The 17,516-nt window shown below is 67.4% G+C and carries 13 protein-coding genes and 1 pseudogene; 9 read left to right on the top strand and 5 right to left on the bottom strand.

The genetic code is table 11. From position 1 onward, the window contains the following. The first annotated feature begins 129 nt into the window (after positions 1 to 129). From RTI28_RS04630 to RTI28_RS30230, 5 genes and pseudogenes are all read left to right on the top strand, one after another. Positions 130 to 2,322: a DUF1631 domain-containing protein gene (locus tag RTI28_RS04630; protein WP_316919340.1), complete on the top strand. Its 2,193-nt coding sequence runs from the start codon at positions 130 to 132 to the stop codon at positions 2,320 to 2,322. 81 nt (positions 2,323 to 2,403) lie between these two features. Continuing rightward, positions 2,404 to 2,964, top strand: a complete 561-nt coding sequence (gene ampD / locus RTI28_RS04625) for a 1,6-anhydro-N-acetylmuramyl-L-alanine amidase AmpD (protein ID WP_316919339.1) — start codon at positions 2,404 to 2,406, stop codon at positions 2,962 to 2,964. Positions 2,965 to 2,968: 4 nt separating this feature from the next. Beyond that, complete coding sequence (ampE, locus tag RTI28_RS04620) at positions 2,969 to 3,802, top strand: regulatory signaling modulator protein AmpE (protein WP_316919338.1); 834 nt, start codon at positions 2,969 to 2,971, stop codon at positions 3,800 to 3,802. 193 nt (positions 3,803 to 3,995) lie between these two features. Then, positions 3,996 to 5,138 (top strand): annotated as a pseudogene (locus tag RTI28_RS30235) (HAMP domain-containing protein); the annotation flags it as partial. Next, positions 5,118 to 5,993, top strand: coding sequence for a methyl-accepting chemotaxis protein (locus tag RTI28_RS30230; protein ID WP_410478957.1), 876 nt, complete (start codon positions 5,118 to 5,120; stop codon positions 5,991 to 5,993). The pseudogene RTI28_RS30235 and the gene RTI28_RS30230, both read left to right, overlap by 21 nt. A gap of 6 nt (positions 5,994 to 5,999) precedes the next feature. Here RTI28_RS30230 and RTI28_RS04610 read toward each other — a convergent pair whose 3' ends face one another. Together RTI28_RS04610 and cra are read right to left on the bottom strand one after the other, a co-directional pair. Then, positions 6,000 to 6,779, bottom strand: a complete 780-nt coding sequence (locus RTI28_RS04610; protein ID WP_316919336.1) for a TatD family hydrolase — start codon at positions 6,777 to 6,779, stop codon at positions 6,000 to 6,002. Between the two features lies 1 nt (position 6,780). Next, complete coding sequence (gene cra, locus RTI28_RS04605) at positions 6,781 to 7,776, bottom strand: catabolite repressor/activator (RefSeq protein ID WP_316919335.1); 996 nt, start codon at positions 7,774 to 7,776, stop codon at positions 6,781 to 6,783. A gap of 288 nt (positions 7,777 to 8,064) precedes the next feature. Here cra and ptsP point away from each other — a divergent pair, with 288 nt between their 5' ends. From ptsP to RTI28_RS04590, 3 genes are read left to right on the top strand one after another with little or no spacing between them, the layout of a single operon-like run. After that, entirely contained in the window at positions 8,065 to 10,923 is a 2,859-nt protein-coding gene (gene ptsP, locus RTI28_RS04600; protein ID WP_316919334.1) for a phosphoenolpyruvate--protein phosphotransferase, read from the top strand. Further along, entirely contained in the window at positions 10,923 to 11,879 is a 957-nt protein-coding gene (gene pfkB, locus RTI28_RS04595) for a 1-phosphofructokinase (RefSeq protein ID WP_316919333.1), read from the top strand. The genes ptsP and pfkB overlap by 1 nt, the downstream gene beginning before the upstream one ends. After that, the gene (locus RTI28_RS04590) at positions 11,876 to 13,612 is read left to right on the top strand and encodes a PTS fructose-like transporter subunit IIB (protein WP_316919332.1); all 1,737 of its coding nucleotides are present in this window, start codon (positions 11,876 to 11,878) and stop codon (positions 13,610 to 13,612) included. The genes pfkB and RTI28_RS04590 overlap by 4 nt, the downstream gene beginning before the upstream one ends. Before the next feature lie 125 nt (positions 13,613 to 13,737). Here the strand turns inward: RTI28_RS04590 and RTI28_RS04585 are convergent, their stop codons facing one another. Beyond that, positions 13,738 to 14,934, bottom strand: coding sequence for an aminotransferase class V-fold PLP-dependent enzyme (locus RTI28_RS04585; RefSeq protein WP_316919331.1), 1,197 nt, complete (start codon positions 14,932 to 14,934; stop codon positions 13,738 to 13,740). Between the two features lie 16 nt (positions 14,935 to 14,950). After that, a complete protein-coding gene (locus RTI28_RS04580; RefSeq protein WP_042120920.1) occupies positions 14,951 to 15,181 on the bottom strand; it encodes a DUF3820 family protein in 231 nt (76 codons plus the stop codon). A 226-nt stretch (positions 15,182 to 15,407) separates the two neighbouring features. On the opposite strand from RTI28_RS04580, the gene RTI28_RS04575 reads away from it, so the two are divergent. Next, the gene (locus RTI28_RS04575; RefSeq protein ID WP_316919330.1) at positions 15,408 to 15,878 is read left to right on the top strand and encodes a PA2169 family four-helix-bundle protein; all 471 of its coding nucleotides are present in this window, start codon (positions 15,408 to 15,410) and stop codon (positions 15,876 to 15,878) included. A 119-nt stretch (positions 15,879 to 15,997) separates the two neighbouring features. On the opposite strand, the gene RTI28_RS04570 is transcribed toward RTI28_RS04575, so the two are convergent. Continuing rightward, on the bottom strand, positions 15,998 to 17,512 hold the full coding sequence (locus RTI28_RS04570; RefSeq protein ID WP_316919329.1) for a diguanylate cyclase: 1,515 nt from the start codon (positions 17,510 to 17,512) through the stop codon (positions 15,998 to 16,000). Positions 17,513 to 17,516: the final 4 nt, after the last annotated feature.

Raw genomic sequence — 17,516 nt, 5'->3', positions numbered from 1 at the left:
TACAAAAGGCTGGAGTGCCGCGCATTGTACCTCTGGCGAACGGGATATTTTTTCCAGATAATGCGCGACCGATATTTGACGTCATGCCTTTGACGATTTCGAAAGCCACCCCCCTGCAAGGAGTCCGGGATGCAAAAAGACGGGAAGGTGCTGCCCTTGCGCAGCGTCGCCATTCAGGCGTCGCACCCGCCCCTGGCTCGTCTGCCGGTCGCTCTGCTGCATGTGCGTGACAAGGCCGCGCTGCATTTGCGCCAGTCCCTCCAGGTGTTGTTCGACAACGCCGACGACACGCTTTTCGAAATGGCCGACAAGGCCGCCAGCGACAAGGAGCAGAACCTGCTCTTCGAGGCCATGCGCGACCTGCGGCACAAGCGCAAAAGCATCGAGCGCGGTTTTCTCGACAGTTTCTATGCCGCCTTCATGGAGGTCGGTCACGGCGACCCGCTGGCCGCCTTGCCGGCTCGCACCCCTGCCCATGACACCCTGAGCCTGGTGGCCAGCGACGAGCTGGAGCGCACCGTGGCGGTGGATGGCATGGTCGCCCGGGTCCTGGCCCGTGACGGTTTCGCCCTCGGCCAGCTGACCCTGCGCTTCAACAGCCTGGTGCAGCAGCGGCTGAACGACCAGAACAACCCGCTGGGCCCGGCCCTGCTCTGTGAATACTTCCTGCGCGCCGGGCGCAGCCTGGGGGTGGGGATCAAGGTCAAGCTGGTCCTGCTCAAGCTGTTCGAGCGCTATGTACTGCGCGAGGCCGACCAGCTCTACGGCGAAGCCAACCAGTTGCTGATCGCCACCGGCATTCTTCCCGAGCTCAAGGTCGTGCCCCGGCGGCGCGCCCAGGACCGCGCGGTGCTGGAGATCCGCGCGCCGGCCAACGAGGCGGATGCCGAGGCCGAGGTCGAAGCGCTCGATGCCAACACCCAGGCGGTGTTTTCCTCCCTGCAGTCCTTGCTGCGCCCGGTGCGTGGGCGCCTGAATCCGCGGCTGGGCGGCGGCCCGGCGCGTCCGGTCAGCGGCCGCGACCTGCTGCGCCTGCTGACCCACCTGCAGCAGTACGTGCCCGTCGAGCTGGAGCACGAGGATTTCGACCTGCGCCATCACCTCGAGCAACTGCTGACCCGCCTCAGCGTGCAGAGCGGCAGCGATCGGCGCCTGGAGGCCTGCGACGAGGACGTGATCAACCTGATCGCCATGCTCTTCGATTTCATTCTCGGCGACCGCAACCTGCCCCATTCCCTGCGGGTGCTGATCGGGCGCCTGCAGATCCCGCTGCTCAAGGTGGCGCTGCTGGACAAGCGCTTCTTCAGCCGTGCCACCCACCCGGCGCGGCGCCTGCTCAATGAGCTGGCCGCGGCCGCCATGGGCTGGGACAGGCGCGACGATCAGCAGCGCGATCACCTGTACCAGCATGTGGACATGCTGGTGCAGCGCCTGCTCGACGATTTCAGCGACGATCCGGCGATCTTCGGCGAACTGCTCAACGATTTCCTGGCTTTCAACAACGACGAACGCCGCCGCGCCGAACTGCTGGAGCAGCGCACCCGGGATGCCGAGGAAGGCCGCGCGCTCACCGAGCATGCCCGCGGTCGGGTGCAGCACGAACTCAATTGCCGGCTGCAGGGCCGGCAGTTGCCGCGCATCGTCGTGCGGGTGCTGGAGGATGCCTGGAGCCAGGTGCTGTTGCTGGCGTGGCTCAAGCACGGCGAGCACTCGGCGCCCTGGCACGACGCCCTGGCGACCATGGACGCCTTGCTGTGGAGTGTCGGCCCGCTGGAGCAGCCGGACGATCGCCAGCTGCTGCTGGAGCGGGTGCCGGGTCTGCTCAAGGCGTTGCGCGAGGGGCTGGGTGGCGCGGTTTTCGATCCCTTCGCCACCAGCGAATTCTTCGCCGCCCTCGAGGCGCTGCATGTCGGTGCCTTCGCTCCGGCGGGCGAGGGCGGTGAGGGGCAGCCGGGCACCGAGCGCGTGCTGGTGCGTGACGAGATCGTCCTGCGCGGGCCGGAAGACTGGCCGCTGTGCGACAGCGACGAATGCCTGGCCGAGGACGACCCGCAACTGCTCAGGGTGCGCCAGCTGCAACCTGGCACCTGGATCGAGCTGCATGACCACGACGAGCCGCTGCGCTGCAAGCTGATCGCCCTGTTCGACGACAGCGACCGCTATGTCTTCGTCAACCGCAGCGGGATGAAGGTCCGCGAGTGGAGCGCCACGGGCCTGGCGCTGGCCTTGCAGCGCGGGGATGTCAGCCTGCTCGACGACAGCCTGTTGTTCGATCGTGCCCTTGACTCCGTGGTCAGCCAGCTCAAGGGTGATCGTCACTGAGGCACCTCACACTTTTTAACGATACAGACCCGGCCGGCTCGGGGCATACTGCTGCGGTGCCCCCGTGTTTCAGGATTTTCTATGCAGCTGGATCGCACCACAGGCTGGTTCGCTGGCGTCACCCATTGCCCTTCCCCCAACTTCAACGCGCGTCCGGATGGCGAAGCGATCGCTCTCCTGGTGATCCACAACATCAGCCTGCCGCCCGCGCAATTCGCCACCGGCAAGGTCCAGGCGTTCTTCCAGAACCGTCTCGATCCGGCCGAGCATCCGTTTTTCGAGACCATCAAGGACCTGCGGGTGTCCGCGCATTTCTTCATCGAGCGCGACGGCGCGGTGACCCAGTTCGTCTCCTGCCTTGACCGCGCCTGGCATGCCGGCGTGTCGCGCTTCGGCGAGCGCGAGGCCTGCAACGACTTTTCCATCGGCATCGAACTGGAGGGCACCGACGAGCTGCCCTACAGCGATGCCCAGTACCGGGCGCTGGAGTGCCTGACCCGGCAGTTGCGCGCGGCCTGGCCGGCGCTCGACGGCGAGCGCATCTGCGGCCACAGCGATATCGCCCCCGGACGCAAGACCGATCCCGGCCCGGCTTTCGACTGGGCCCGTTACCGCGCCACCCTGCGGGACAAGGAGAACTGAATCGATGACTTTCCTGGTGTTGTTGCTGGTGCTCTGGGTGGAGAAGTTTTCCGCCCTGCGGGCTCGCCTGCAACGTGACGGTTTTTTCCTGACGGAGCTGGCGCGCCTGGAGCGTACCGGCAAGACCCATCCCTGGTGGGTGCTGGCGATCGTGGTGCTGGCCCCGGTGGCGTTGCTGGCGCTGCTGCTGCATGTGCTGGATCCGGTGGCCTATGGCCTGCTGGCCCTGCCGGTGCATCTGCTGGTGCTGATCTACAGCCTGGGCCGCGGTGATGTGAAGGCCGCGCTCGGGCCGTTCCGCGATGCCTGGCGGCGGGGTGACGAGCAGGCCGCGGTGCATGTCGCCGAGCGCGACCTGCAGGTGCTCGCCGACGATGAGCAGAGCCTGCTGCACAAGGTTCAGGCGCACCTGCTGTGGGATGCCTGCCAGAGCTTTTTCGCGGTGATCTTCTGGTATGTGCTGCTCGGTCCCGCGGCGGCGCTGGCCTATCGCTTGCTGGCGCTGGCCGCCGACAACGCGCGTACCCCGGCGCTGCAGGAACGCGCGCGGCAGCTGCGGCATGCCTTCGACTGGGCGCCGGTGCGGGTGCTTGCGGCGAGCTTCGCCCTGGTCGGCAACTTCGTCGCGGTGAGCCGGGTGATGCTCCACGAACTGCTCAACTGGCATATCGCCGCGCCGCGGCTGATCACCATTGCCGGGCATGCGGCGGCGGAGTTGCCGGCGACCGCCCCGGTGGGCGAGGAAGGGCTGGCGGGGCTGGACAAGCTCTGGGAGCTGCTGCTGCGCTCGGCGGTGCTGTGGTATGCGTTCTTTGCCCTGTGGACCGTGCTGGGGTGAGATTTCCGGGACCGCAGAGCGGTCCCGATCGGTGACCGGCAAGTCATTTACCTTAAGTTACAAAGCCTCCCTTCGATATGCGCTATACAAGTGCAGGAGCGTCGCCAATGGCTAACTGCTATTGCGCCTGACAACAATAAGAAATCGAAGGAGACGACCAGTGAAGAGCCTGCTGCGTCCGGCCATTGCGCTGATGAATCGCCTGAGCTTCGGCATGAAGTTCAGCCTGATCAGTGTCCTGTTCTTCCTGCCCATGCTGGTGACCAACTTCTATCTGGTCCGTGATTCCTACGCCAAATTCAATGCCACCCGCATCGAGCTGCAGAGCCTCGACCTGCTGCGCGGCAGCCTGGCGGTGCGCGGCGATCTGGAAACCCTGGACAACCTGGTGCAGATCAACGCCGTGCTCGGCCAGTCGGGCAAGGCCGAGGACGTCGAGGCGCGGATCGCCAGCCTTGGCCAGCAGGTCCAGGCCAGGCTGACGGCGCTGCAGCCGGTGCACAGCGACGAAGCGCTGGGCAAGGCGTTCGTCGACAAGCGCGATGAACTGCTCGAGGCCTTGCGCGCAGCCCTCGGCGAGACCTCGCTGCAGACCCAGGTGGCGCTGTTCGACAAATTGCAGACCCCGGCGCAGAACCTGCCGCGCCTGATCGCCAGTCAGTCCGGGTTGAGCCAGGATGTCGACGGCGCCATGCGCCAGTTGAGCGAACTGCTGATCACGGTCACCCCGCAGGTCACCCAGGCACTCGGTGAAGGTCGTGCCATGGGTTCCTATTCCCTGGGCCAGGGCTTCATCAATTCAACCGCCAGTGCCCGCTTCGAAGACCTGCTGCTGCAGATCGAGAAGCTTTCCGCCGACTACGCCCTGAAGATCCAGGAAGCCCTGTCGAACGACCGCCAGGCCCAGTCCCGTCTCGGCGACCAGGCGGCGGCCAGCCAGGCCTCGTTGAAGCAGGCCTCGGAGCTGTTCGAGAACCAGGTGGTGGTGGCGGAAACCCTGGATGCGCCCTGGGCGAGCTTCTACAAGCAGACCAGCGAGCTGATGGCCCGCACCTATGAACTCAACGAGTCCACCCTGGCCTTCCTCGACCAGCAACTGCAGGCGCGCCTGGGCGAGTACCGCAGCCACATGATCCTGCTGGTGGTGGCCCTGGCCAGTGTGTTCCTGCTGGTGGTCTATCTCTACAGTGGCTTCTATGCCTCGACCCGCAACACCCTGACCAGCCTCGGCGAGGTCATGGACAAGGTAGCGGCGGGGGACATGACGGTCAGCTACGAGGTGCAGAGTCGCGACGAGCTGGGCGAGCTGGGACAGATGTTCAACGGCACGGTGAAGCGCATCCACGACCTGATCGAGAAGGTCGGCCGTACCGTCAGCGAAGTGGAGCGCCAGGCCGAGCAGGTGCACCAGGTGTCGTCGCGCAGCAACCAGGCGGTCAGTGGCCAGCGCGGGCAGATCGAGCAGGTGGCCACGGCGATGAACCAGATGTCGGCCACCGCCCAGGAAGTGGCGCGCAGCGCCGCGGCGGCGGTGAGCAGCGCCCACAGCGTGAACAGCGAAACCGAAACCGGTCGCAGCCTGGTGGAGTCGCAGCAGGGCAGCATCGCCGGGCTGGCGAAGGAAATCGATCAGTCGGTAGCGGTGATCAACCAGCTGGTCAGCGACAGCCAGGCCATCAGCCGGGTTCTGGAAGTGATCAAGAGCATCGCCGAGCAGACCAACCTGCTGGCCCTCAACGCCGCCATCGAAGCGGCGCGGGCGGGGGAGCAGGGGCGTGGCTTCGCGGTGGTGGCGGATGAAGTGCGTACCCTGGCCAAGCGCACCCAGCAGTCCACCGGGGAAATCGACGAGATGATCTCGCGCCTGCAGAACGGCGTCGGCGCGGCGGTGCGGGCGATGGACAGCAGCCATCAGATGGCCGCGGGCACGGTGAGCCAGTCGCAGCAGGTGCAGCAGGCGCTGGAAAACATCCTTGGCGCGATCGGCATGATCGTCGACCAGAACCAGCAGATCGCCGCGGCGGTGGAGCAGCAGACCGCGGTGGCCCATGATATCGACCAGAACATCGTGCAGATCAACCGCGCCGCGGAGCACACCACCCAGGGCGCGCACCAGACCGAGGATGCCAGCCGGCAGCTGAGCTCACAGGTGATGGAGTTGAAGCAGTTGATCGGGGCGTTCCGCGTCTGACCAGCATCACTGCCAGCCAAACAGCTCACAGGCATTGCGGCTACTGGCCTCGGCCAGCGTCGCCGTCTCGATGCCCATGATCCCGGCCAGCGCCCCGGCAATCTGCGGCAGATGTACCGGGCTGTTCCTCACCCCGGGAAACATCGCCGGCGCCATGTCCGGGGCATCGGTTTCCAGCACCACGCTGTCCAGCGGCAGGCGCGGCAGCACCTTGTGCAGGCGCAGGGCCTGGGGCCAGGTCGCCGCGCCGCCGAGGCCGAGACGAAAGCCTAGCTTGATGTACTCCCGCGCTTCTTCGTAGCTGCCGGCGAAGGCATGGATGATCCCGCCGCGCTCCAGCCTGAAGCGCTTGAGGGTGGCGATCACCGCGGCATGGCTGCGGCGCACGTGCAGCAGCGCCGGTAGTTTGAAGTCCGCGGCCAGTTGCAGCTGGGCCTCGAACAGCGCCTGCTGGCGCTCGCGATCGAGGGCCTCCAGGTAGTAATCCAGGCCGAACTCGCCCACCGCGCACAGCTGTGGATCGCCGCGCAACCGGGTGAGCCAGTCGCCCAGCTCGGTCAGGTGCTGCGGTCGATGTTCGTCCAGATACACTGGGTGCAGGCCGAAGGCCGCATACAGCGTCGGCTCGGCCTTGACCAGCTCCCACACCCGCTGCCAGTTGGCCGCATACACCCCCAGCACCACCATCTTCTCCACCCCGCCGGCCCGGGCCGCCGCCAGCAGGTCGTGGCGGTCGGCGTCGAAGTCGGGGAAGTCGAGGTGGGTGTGGGTGTCGATCAGGCGCATGTCAGCCCTTGAAGATCCGCTGCTTGAAGGTTCGCGCCACGGCATGGATGCCCGGCTGGTAGTGCTTCTGCTCCACGGCGGCGAGAGCCAGTTCCAGCGCGGTTTCGGCGATCAGGCCGTGCTGCTGGGCCATGGCGTTGACCGGCAGCGGCAGGAAGTCGAGCAACTGGGTGTCGCCGAAGGTCCCCAGGTGCAGGGCGCGCGAGTCCGCCGGGCGGGTGGAGAGCACGTCGAACACCCCTTGCAGCAGGACGTAGGAGGTGGTCACCAGGGCATCCGGCAGGCCGCCCTGTTCGGCCAGCAGTTCGCTCATCAACTGGCGTCCGCATTCGCGACTGAACGCCTCGCCCTGGTACTGGCTGACCTTGCCGGTGAAGGCATGCAGGGCCTGGTCGAAGCCGCTGGCGCGGGCCTGGCTGACGCTGAGTTCGGGGCGGGCGCCGATCAGGGCGATATTCGCAGGCTTCAGCGCCAGCAGGCTGCGGGTCAGCTCCAGGCTGGCCGGCTGGTCGTCGCTGATTACCGAGCAGAAGGCTTTCGGGTCCATGCTGCGGTCGATGGCGATGATCGGCAGGCCCTTGGCCTGCAGTTCGCGGTAGCTGTCATCGCTCGGCGGCAGGCAACTGGCGACGAACAGCGCATCGCAGCGCCGCGCGCGGAACAGTTGCTGCAACTGCCGCTCGCTGTCCGGCTGGTCGTCGCTGCTGGCGATCAGCAGTTGGTAGCCGCGTGCCCGCGCGCCTTGCTCGAGCTGCTTGGCGATGCGCGCGTAGCTGGGGTTTTCCAGGTCGGGAAGAATGAAACCGAGGGTCCGGGTGTGCCGGCTGCGCAGACCGGCTGCCTGCGGATTGGGGGTGAAGCCATGGGCTTCGACCACAGCGCGGACACGCTCCACAGTCGCATTGCTGATGCGTTGCTGCTCGGCCTTGCCGTTGATGACGTAGCTGGCGGTGGTCACGGAGACACCGGCCAGACGGGCTATATCGCTGAGTTTCACCAGATTTTCCTTGTTATATGCCGGGGCGGGCGCGAAGCCTGACCGGTCATTGTCGCCGATCCTGTGCCATTGGCGCAGGCGACCATTGTCGCAATTGTCCGACACTAAAGGGCTTCTTTGTTCGCAGGTTATCGAGTAACGTGCACATCATTTGTAGATTAAACGTTTCAGCAAGCCATTTTCTGCCGCACGATCGGCTTGCCAAGGGATCGGACAAGTACTGGCCCTATGCTTGTAACCACACAACAATACCTCGGCGCCGCCCTGGCGTTGCAAAAGGAGAGGACGATGCTCGAATTCACCACGGCGCAGATTGCCATGGGTCAGGTGGCTGTGGATAAAGCCGCGGCCCTCGACCTGCTGGCGGCGCGACTGGTCGAGGATGGCCTGGTGGCCGAGGGTTACCTGGCCGGCCTGCAGGCTCGCGAGGCGCAGGGCTCGACGTTTCTCGGCCAAGGCATCGCCATTCCCCACGGCACCCCGCAGACCCGCGACCAGGTGTTCGCCACCGGGGTGCGCCTGATGCAGTTTCCCGCCGGTGTGGACTGGGGCGACGGGCAGATCGTGCACCTGGCGATCGTCATCGCCGCCCGCTCCGACGAGCACCTGAGCCTGCTCCAGCAACTGACCCGGGCGCTTGGCGAAGGCGATCTGGCCGAGGCCTTGAGCCGCGCCGAGAGTGCCGAGGCCGTGGTGCAACTGCTGCAGGGCGTGCCACGGGAGATGCTGCTGGATGAGCGGACGGTCGGCATCGGCGTATCCGCCGATGACGTCGACGACCTGTTGTGGCAGGGCGCGCGTCTGCTGCGCCGCGCCGAGTGCGTGGACAGCGGTTTCGCCGCGCACCTGCAGCAGGCCCAGGCGCTGCCGCTGGGCGACGGTCTGTGGCTGCTGTCCAGCGACCAGGCGGTGCGTCAGCCGGGGTTGGCCTTCGTCACCCCGCAACAGCCGCTGCGTCATCTCGGCCAGGCACTTGACGGCCTGCTCTGCCTGGCTGCCCAGGGCGAGGCGCAGCAGGCCCTGCTGGATCGCCTGTGCACCCTGCTGATCGAAGGCCGCGGCCTGGAACTGCTGCGCGCCGGCACGGTGCAGGGCGTGCTGGCGCTGCTCGGTGGCGCGGTGCCGGACGACTGGCCCAGCGCGCGGATCGTCCTGGCCAATCCCCACGGCCTGCATGCGCGGCCGGCGAAGGTCCTCGCGCAACTGGCCAAGCAGTTCACCGGTGAAGTCCGCGTCCGTCTGGCCGAGGGTGGCGCTGCGCCGGTGTCGGTGAAGAGCCTGAGCAAGCTGCTTGGCCTCGGTGCGCGGCGCGGTCAGGTGCTGGAATTCAGCGTCGAGCCGGCGCTTGCCGAGGCATTGCCGGTGCTGTTGAAAGCGGTGGAAGAGGGCCTGGGCGAGGAAGTCGAGGCGCTGGCACCGCTCGCGCCGCTGCCGCTGGAACCGGACGAAGCGGACAGCGCCCCGCTGGCACCGCTTGCGGGCTCGGTCATCAAGGGCGTGGCCGCGGCTCCCGGCATCGCCAGCGGCCCGGCCCATGTCCAACTGTTGCAGCACTTCGACTACCCGCTGCGCGGCGAATCGCCGACGTTGGAACGCCAACGTCTGGGCCAGGCCCTGGCGCGGGTACGCGACGATATCGACGAACTGATCCAGCGCAGCGACGTCAGCGCGATCCGCGAGATCTTCATCACCCACCAGGAAATGCTCGCCGACCCTGGCCTGGCCGAGGAGGTCGAACGACGCCTGCGCCAGGGCGAAAGCGCGGCGGCGGCCTGGCTGGCGGTGATCGACAGCGCGGCGCGCCAGCAGGAGTCGTTGCAGGACGCCCTGCTCGCCGAACGCGCCGCCGACCTGCGCGATGTCGGCCGCCGCGTGCTGATGCAACTCTGCGGCCTCAGCGAAACGCCGGAGCCGAAGCAACCCTACGTGCTGGTGATGGCGGAAGTCGGGCCGTCCGATGTGGCCCGTCTCGATCCGGCGCGGGTCGCCGGGATTCTTACCGCCCGTGGTGGCGCCACCGCGCACAGCGCCATCGTCGCCCGGGCGCTGGGTATTCCCGCTGTGGTCGGCGCCGGTGATGGCGTGCTGCTGCTGGAGTCGGGCACCGCGCTGTTGCTGGACGGCCAGCGCGGTTGCGCCACCGTCGAGCCGGCCAGCGACCAATTGGAAAAGGCCCTGGCCGAACGCGAGCTGCGCGCGCAGCGCCAGCGCGCCGCCGATGCTCGGCGCCTGGAGCCGGCGATCACTCGCGATGGCCACACCGTCGAGGTGTGCGCCAATATCGGCGAAAGCGCCGGGATCGAAGCGGTGGTGGCACAGGGCGCGGAAGGCGTCGGCCTGCTGCGCACCGAGCTGATTTTCATGGCCCATCCGCAACTGCCGGATGAGGCCACCCAGGAAGCCGAGTACCGCCGGGTGCTCGACGGTCTCGACGGGCGTCCGCTGGTGGTGCGTACCCTCGATGTCGGTGGCGACAAGCCGTTGCCGTACTGGCCGATCGCCAAGGAAGAAAACCCCTTCCTCGGCGTGCGCGGCATTCGCCTGACCCTGCAGCGGCCGAAGGTCATGGAAAGCCAGTTGCGCGCCCTGCTGCGCGCCGCCGGCAACAGGCCGCTGCGGATCATGTTCCCGATGGTCGGCCAGGTCGAGGAGTGGCGCGAGGCGCGGCGCATGGTCGACCGTCTGCTGGAGGAGATCCCGGTGGCCGACCTGCAGGTCGGGATCATGATCGAGGTACCCTCGGCGGCCCTGCTGGCGCCGGTTCTGGCGGCGGAGGTGGACTTCTTCAGTGTCGGCACCAACGACCTGACCCAGTACACCCTGGCCATCGACCGTGGCCACCCGAGCCTGTCGGCCCAGGCCGACGGCCTGCACCCGGCGGTGCTGAACCTGATCGACCTGACCGTGCGTGCGGCCCATGCCCATGGCAAGTGGGTCGGCGTGTGCGGCGAGCTGGCCGCCGATGCGCAGGCGGTGCCGCTGCTGGTCGGGCTGGATGTGGATGAATTGAGCGTGGCGGCGCGCGGCATTGCCGAAGTCAAGGCACAGGTGCGCGCGCTGAGTATTGAACAGGCCCGGACACTGGCGCGACAGGCGCTGGCCCTGGGCAGTGCCGGCGAGGTGCGGGCACTGGTGGAGATGCACTGATGGCGAAGATCCTGACCTTGACCCTCAACCCGGCGCTGGACGTCACCGTGAGCCTCGACGCGCTGCGTCCCGGCGCGGTCAATCGTGCCTCGGCGCAGCACAGCCATGCCGCCGGCAAGGGCCTCAACGTGGCCCAGGTGCTGGCCGATCTCGGGCACCAGCTGAGCGTCAGCGGTTTCCTGGGTGTGGATAACCTTGGCCCGTTCGAGGCGCTGATCAGCCAGCGCGGTTTCGTCGATGGCTTCATCCGCGTGCCCGGCGAGACCCGCAGCAATATCAAGCTGGTCGAAGCCGGTGGCCAGGTCACCGATATCAACGGCCCCGGGCCGCAGGTGGACGCGGCGGCGCGGGACGCGCTGCTGCAGCGTCTGGACCAGCTCGCGCCGGGGCATGACGCCGTGGTGGTGGCCGGCAGCCTGCCGCGCGGGATCACCCCGCAATGGCTGGAGCAGTTGCTCCTGCGCCTGAACGGCATGGGCCTGAAAGTTGCCTTCGACAGCAGCGGCGCGGCCCTGGATGCCGGGCTGCGCGCCACGCCGTGGCTGATCAAGCCGAATGTCGAGGAACTCGGCGAGGCGGTCGGCCAGCCGTTGCCCGGCCTGGCCCAGCAGCGTGAGGCCGCGCAACGCCTGCTCGACCAAGGTATCGCCCATGTGGTGGTGTCCCAGGGCGAGCAGGGGGTCAACTGGTTCAGCCGCGACGGCCTGCTGCACGGCGTGCCGCCGCAGGTGACGGTCGCCAGCACCGTCGGCGCCGGCGACTCGCTGCTGGCCGGCATGCTGCACGGTCTGCTGGCGGCGGAGCCGGCACCGCAGACCCTGCGCCGCGCCACGGCGATTGCCGCCCAGGCGGTCAGCCAGATCGGTTTCGGCATCAACGACCGCGCGCAACTGGCGCGCCTGGAAACTGAGGTGGTTATCCACAACCCCGACGCAGAACAAGAAGGTGCCCAATGAAACTCGCGATCATTACCGCCTGCCCCAACGGCCAGGTGTCCAGCGTGGTCAGCGCGCGCCTGCTGGATGCCGCCGCGCAGCGCCTGGGCTGGAGCACCTGTGTCGAGGTGCACGACCCGGCGCGCCCGGAACGGCAGTTGTCGGCGGCGGCCATTGCCGATGCCGACTGGGTGCTGGTGGTCAGCAGCGGCCCGCTGGCCTTGCAGCGCTTTGCCGGCAAGCGCCTGTTCCAGAGCACCCCGGCCCAGGCGCTGGGGGATGTGGATAACTTTCTGCGGGAGGCGGCGCAGCAGGCGGCGCAGCAGGCGACGCTGCAGCGGCCGGATAGCGCGGCCGCGGCAGTCGAGCCGGGCCGGCGGATCGTCGCCGTCACCGCCTGCCCGACCGGCGTCGCGCACACCTTCATGGCCGCCGAGGCCTTGCAGCAGGCGGCGCAGCAAATGGGCCTGCAACTGAGCGTGGAAACCCAGGGTTCGGTGGGCGCGCGCAACCCGCTGAGTGCGGCGGCCATCGCCGAGGCCGACGTGGTGCTGCTGGCGGCCGATATCGAGGTGCCCACCGAGCGTTTCGCCGGCAAGCGCATCTATCGCTGCGGCACCGGCGTGGCGCTGAAGCAGGCCAGGGCGACCTTGACCCGGGCGCTGGCCGAAGCCCGCGAGGAAAGCCCGTCCGCCGCCGGCCAGGCGCCGGCGGCGCGCAGCGAGAAGACCGGGGTGTACAAGCACCTGCTCACCGGCGTGTCGTTCATGCTGCCGATGGTGGTAGCCGGCGGTCTGTTGATCGCCCTGTCCTTCGTCTTCGGCATCGAGGCCTTCAAGGAGCCGGGCACGCTGCCGGCGGCGCTGATGCAGATTGGCGGCGAGGCGGCGTTCAAGCTGATGGTGCCGTTGCTGGCGGGCTATATCGCTTGGTCCATCGCCGACCGGCCGGGGCTGGCGCCGGGGATGATCGGCGGGTTGCTGGCGAGCACGCTGGGCGCGGGGTTCATTGGCGGCATCATCGCCGGTTTTCTCGCCGGCTACAGTGCCAGGGCCATCAGCCGCTGGCTGACGCTGCCGACCAGCCTGGAGGCGTTGAAGCCGATCCTGCTGATCCCGCTGTTCGCCAGCCTGTTCACCGGGCTGGTGATGATCTACGTGGTCGGCCAGCCGGTGGCCGGGTTGCTCGCCGGGCTGACGCAGTTCCTCGACAGCATGGGCACGACCAACGCCATCCTGCTGGGTATCGTCCTCGGCGCGATGATGTGCGTCGACCTCGGCGGGCCGGTGAACAAGGCCGCCTATGCGTTTTCCGTGGGGCTGCTGGCGTCGCAGAGCTATGCGCCGATGGCCGCGACCATGGCCGCCGGCATGGTGCCGCCGATCGGCCTGGGCATCGCCAGCTTCCTTGCCCGACGCAAGTTCGCCCAGAGCGAGCGCGAGGCCGGCAAGGCGGCGTTGGTGCTGGGCCTGTGCTTCATCTCCGAAGGCGCGATTCCGTTCGCCGCCAAGGACCCGCTGCGGGTGATCCCGGCCAGCATCGCCGGCGGCGCGCTGACCGGGGCGCTGTCGATGTATTTCGGCTGCAAGCTGATGGCACCGCATGGCGGGCTGTTCGTGATGCTGATCCCGAATGCGATCAACCATGCCCTGCTGTACCTGCTGGCGATCGTCGCGGGGAGCCTGTTGACCGGGGTGGTCTATGCCCTGGTGAAGAAGAGCGAGGTGGTGGAGCTGGCGGTGCAGACCTCGTAGGAGCGTGGCTTGTCGTGTGACGAACCACCGCGAAGGACCGCGCAGCGGTCCCAGACCTCACTGCTATCTGGGACCGCTGCGCGGTCCTTCGCGGGCAAGCCACGCTCCTACGGGGAGGGGGCGCGTCAGGCCAGTTGCTCCAGGGCCTTGACCAGCAACCCCACCTCCTGCGGCGTCGTCACGAACCCCGGGGTCACCCGGATGCACGGCCCGCACGCCGAGCCCTCCCGGGCCACGGTGAACAGGTTGTGTTCCTTGAGCAGCCGCTCGGCCATGGCCACCTGGTCGGCCTGCCGGGTAAAGCGGAACGAGGTGATCCCGCAGTACAGGCGTGGATCATCCGGCGTCAGTACCTCGATCCCGTCGATTTCCCGCGCAGGTGCGACCCACAGGTCGCGCAGGTAATTCAGCCGCGCCCCTTTCAACCGCGAGCCGCCCATGGCCCGATGCTCGTCGATCACCGTGGGCAAGGTCAGCCAGGCCGGGACATTCGGCGTGCCATAGGGCACCCGTGAACGGATGTCGTCCTGTGGATAACGCACTTCGCCCATGTCCGCGTCCACCGCGTCGAGCTTGCCCGGCGCGATATAGATCACGCCGAGGCTCAGCGGCGCGCCGATCCACTTCTGCAGGTTGAACCCCGCCAGCTCGATGCCCAGTTGCTCCAGGTCGAAGTCGATCTGGCCCAGGGCATGGGCACCGTCGAGGATCACGTCCACGCCATGCTCGCGGGCGCAGCGGGCGATGGCTTCGACCGGCATCACCAGCCCGGTGCGATGGGTGACATGGGTCAGCGCCATCAGGCGAATGCGCGGATTGCGCACGAAGGCATCGCGGTAGCTCTGCACGATGTTGTCGAAGGTCGCCGGGTGCGGCAGGTCCAGCCTGATCAGCTTCAGGCCACGCTGGCGCGCCAGCCAGTCCATGGCGTTCTGCACGCTGTCGTATTCCAGGTCGCTGACCAGCAGTTCATCGCCCGGCTGCAGGCGGTTGTAGTTGCGGATGATCGACTGCAAGGCGGCGGACGCGCTCTGGGCGATGGCCACGCTGCGCGGCGCCACGCCGATCAGCCCGGCCACGGCATCGCGGACCTCGACGCTGCCGACCTGTTCGAAGTGCTGGCGCACCGGCAGCGAGTTGAGGCGGTTGATGGACTCGATGTGCTGCTGGTAGACCTCGCTCACCGTGCGGGTCATGCGCCCGAAGTAGCCATGCTCGAGGTTGATCGGGCCGGGTTCGACGGCGTACTTCGCGGCGATGCGCTGCCAGTAGCCCTCATCGCGGGCCAGCAGGGAGGTCTCGGACGAAGGCAACTGACTCATGGGCGTTCTCGCTTTTTCAGGGGCGGGGGCGGGGATGCTTCTTGCGCAGCGGTTCGAGCAGGTCCGACAGACCGTTGTGGTCGACCTCGTGCATCAGCGCCAGCAGGCCGCCCAGCTCGCCCTTGGGAAAGCCCTGGCGGGCGAACCAGTTGAGGTAGTGGCCAGGCAGGTCGGCGATCAGGCGGCCCTTGTACTTGCCATAGGGCATTTCACGGGTGACCAGCAGTTCGAGGGCTTCGGGATTCATGAGGTGGGCAGCATGAGGTGGACAGGCGGGAAAAGGCTGACGAATGGCCAGGACGATACAGGCAATCTGCATGAAGGCCAAAGGACAGTTCATGCAGAAAGCGGGCATACAGTTTTCGCGATTTTTTATAGGTCTCTGATAAATGGAGATTTTTTGACAAGGGTCGAGCTGGCACGAAGCCTGCGACGAGTCATGCCACATCCCTCATGCAAAAAGGAGCTGTGTCATGACCGATACCAACAAAGAAGTCATCTCCGTACTCAATGACCTCATCGAATTCAGCAAGGACGGTGAAAAGGGTTTCGCCACCTGCGCCGAGGACGTCAAGCGTGGTGACCTGAAGACCTACTTCCTGCAGCGCTCCGGCGACTGCGCCAGTGCCGCGGCCGAGCTGCAGCAGCATGTGCGCAGCCTGGGCGGCGATCCGGAAACCTCCACCAGCCTGAGCGGTGACCTGCACCGTCGCTGGGTCGACCTCAAGGCCATGGTCACCGGCAAGGACGACGAAGCGGTGCTCAACGAAGCCGAACGCGGCGAGGACCATGCCCTCAAGGCGTACAAGGAAGCGCTGGAGAAACTGGCCAGGGTCGCTCCGGCTTCGGCGTCCTACAGCCTGGTCGAGCGCCAGTACCACGGCGTGCAGCGCAACCATGACCAGGTGAAAGTGCTGCGCAACAGCGCTCGCGCCCAGTCCTGATACCCGGGGGCCGCTTCGCAGCCCTTCGCGAGCAAGCTCGTTCCCACAGAAAAGCCCGCCGAATTCGGGACAGGCCTTGTGGGAGCTTGCTCGCGAAGGGCCGCAAAGCGGCCACCCTCTCAAGCCGGCAATGCCGCCTCGACCCGGTTGCGGCCGTCGCGCTTGGCCCGGTACAGCGCTTCGTCGGCGCGGGCCATCAAGTCGCTCAGGCTCTGCGCGCTGCCCGGCGCGTAGACGCCGATCCCCACGCTGACACTCACCGAGCGCTCGTCCTTGCCATACGGCGGCAGTGCCTCGACGCCCTGGCGGATACGTTCGGCCAGGGTCAGGGCACCGGGCAGGTCGGTGTCGGGCAGCACCGCGACGAACTCCTCGCCGCCGTAGCGCGCCGCCAGGTCGGTGGGGCGCAGCAGGCTGTCGGCGATGGCCTCGGCGACCCGGCGCAGGGCTTCGTCGCCACCCAGGTGGCCATGGCGTTCGTTGAAGCAGCGGAAGTGGTCGACATCGATCATCAACACCGCGATCGGCCGCTGGGTGCGTTGGGCCCGGGCCCATTCGCGGCGCAGTACCTGGTCCAGCTGGCGGCGGTTGGGCAGGCCGGTGAGGCTGTCGGTGGCGGCCAGTTCGGCCAGGCTGCGCTCGGCGCTGTGCCGGCGCTGCAGCTCGCGGCCGAGCATCAGGGTCAGCCAGAGGATGCCGATGCACAGCACCGCGGTGGCCGCGCTGACCAGCAGCGCGGTGCGTTTCCAGGCGCTGTAGACCTCGTCCACCGACTGCGTCACCACCAGCACCAGCGGCAGGTTCTCGACCCGGGCGAAGGTGTACAGGCGCATCCGCCCGTCATGCCCGGAGGGGCCGCTGAAGCTGCCGCTGCCCTCGGCCAGCAGGCGCTGGAAATTGGGGCGCTTGGCGAAGCTGACGCCGATCCGCTCGTTGCTCGGCACACTGGCGCCGGAGGCATGCCGGGCGAGCAACTGGCCGTCGGTGTTCATCAGGTTGATGCTGCTGTCGTGGCCGACGTCCAGGCGCTTGAACATGTCGCTGAAGTGCGACAGGCGCAGGGCGCCACCGGCGACCCCGGCGAAACTGCCATCGGCATCGTCGATGCGCCGGCTGAAGCTGATGCACCAGTCGGGATCGCCGAGGCGTGCCTTGAAGGGCGGGCTGATGACCATGCCCAGGTCGGGGTTGCGCCGGTGTTCCTGGAAGATCGCGTTGTCGGCGAAGTTGGCCGTGCGTGGGGTGGTGCTGGCGGAATCGGCGACCACGTTGCCGTCGCGGTCGAGCCAGAGGATGTCGCCGCGCACCGGGCTGCTGAAGGCCTGGTTGAACAGCACCTGCTGGCGCATGTGGGCGGGGATGCCCAGCAGTTCCGGGTGTTGCACGGCCCAGATCAGGCTTTGCAGGGACAGGTCGTAGAGCTCGACATTGCGGATGATGTCGGTCTCGATGAGCTTGACGATATTGCCTGCCGAGCGGACCGCGCTCTGTTCCACGTTCATCCGTTCGCGCATCAGCAGGAAGGTGACGATGGAAATGATCGCCACCACGGCCAGACAGCTGCCCAGATTCAGGATCAGTTCCGGGTGCCTGCGGTACAGGCTGGGGCGCGGGGGCGGGGAGTGCGCGTTCATGGTC

The organism is Pseudomonas sp. zfem002, assembly GCF_032621685.1.
Classification (GTDB): Bacteria; Pseudomonadota; Gammaproteobacteria; order Pseudomonadales; family Pseudomonadaceae; genus Aquipseudomonas; species Aquipseudomonas japonica.
Note: the sequence above shows the minus strand (reverse complement) of the source record. Positions and strands in the feature narration are given on the sequence as shown.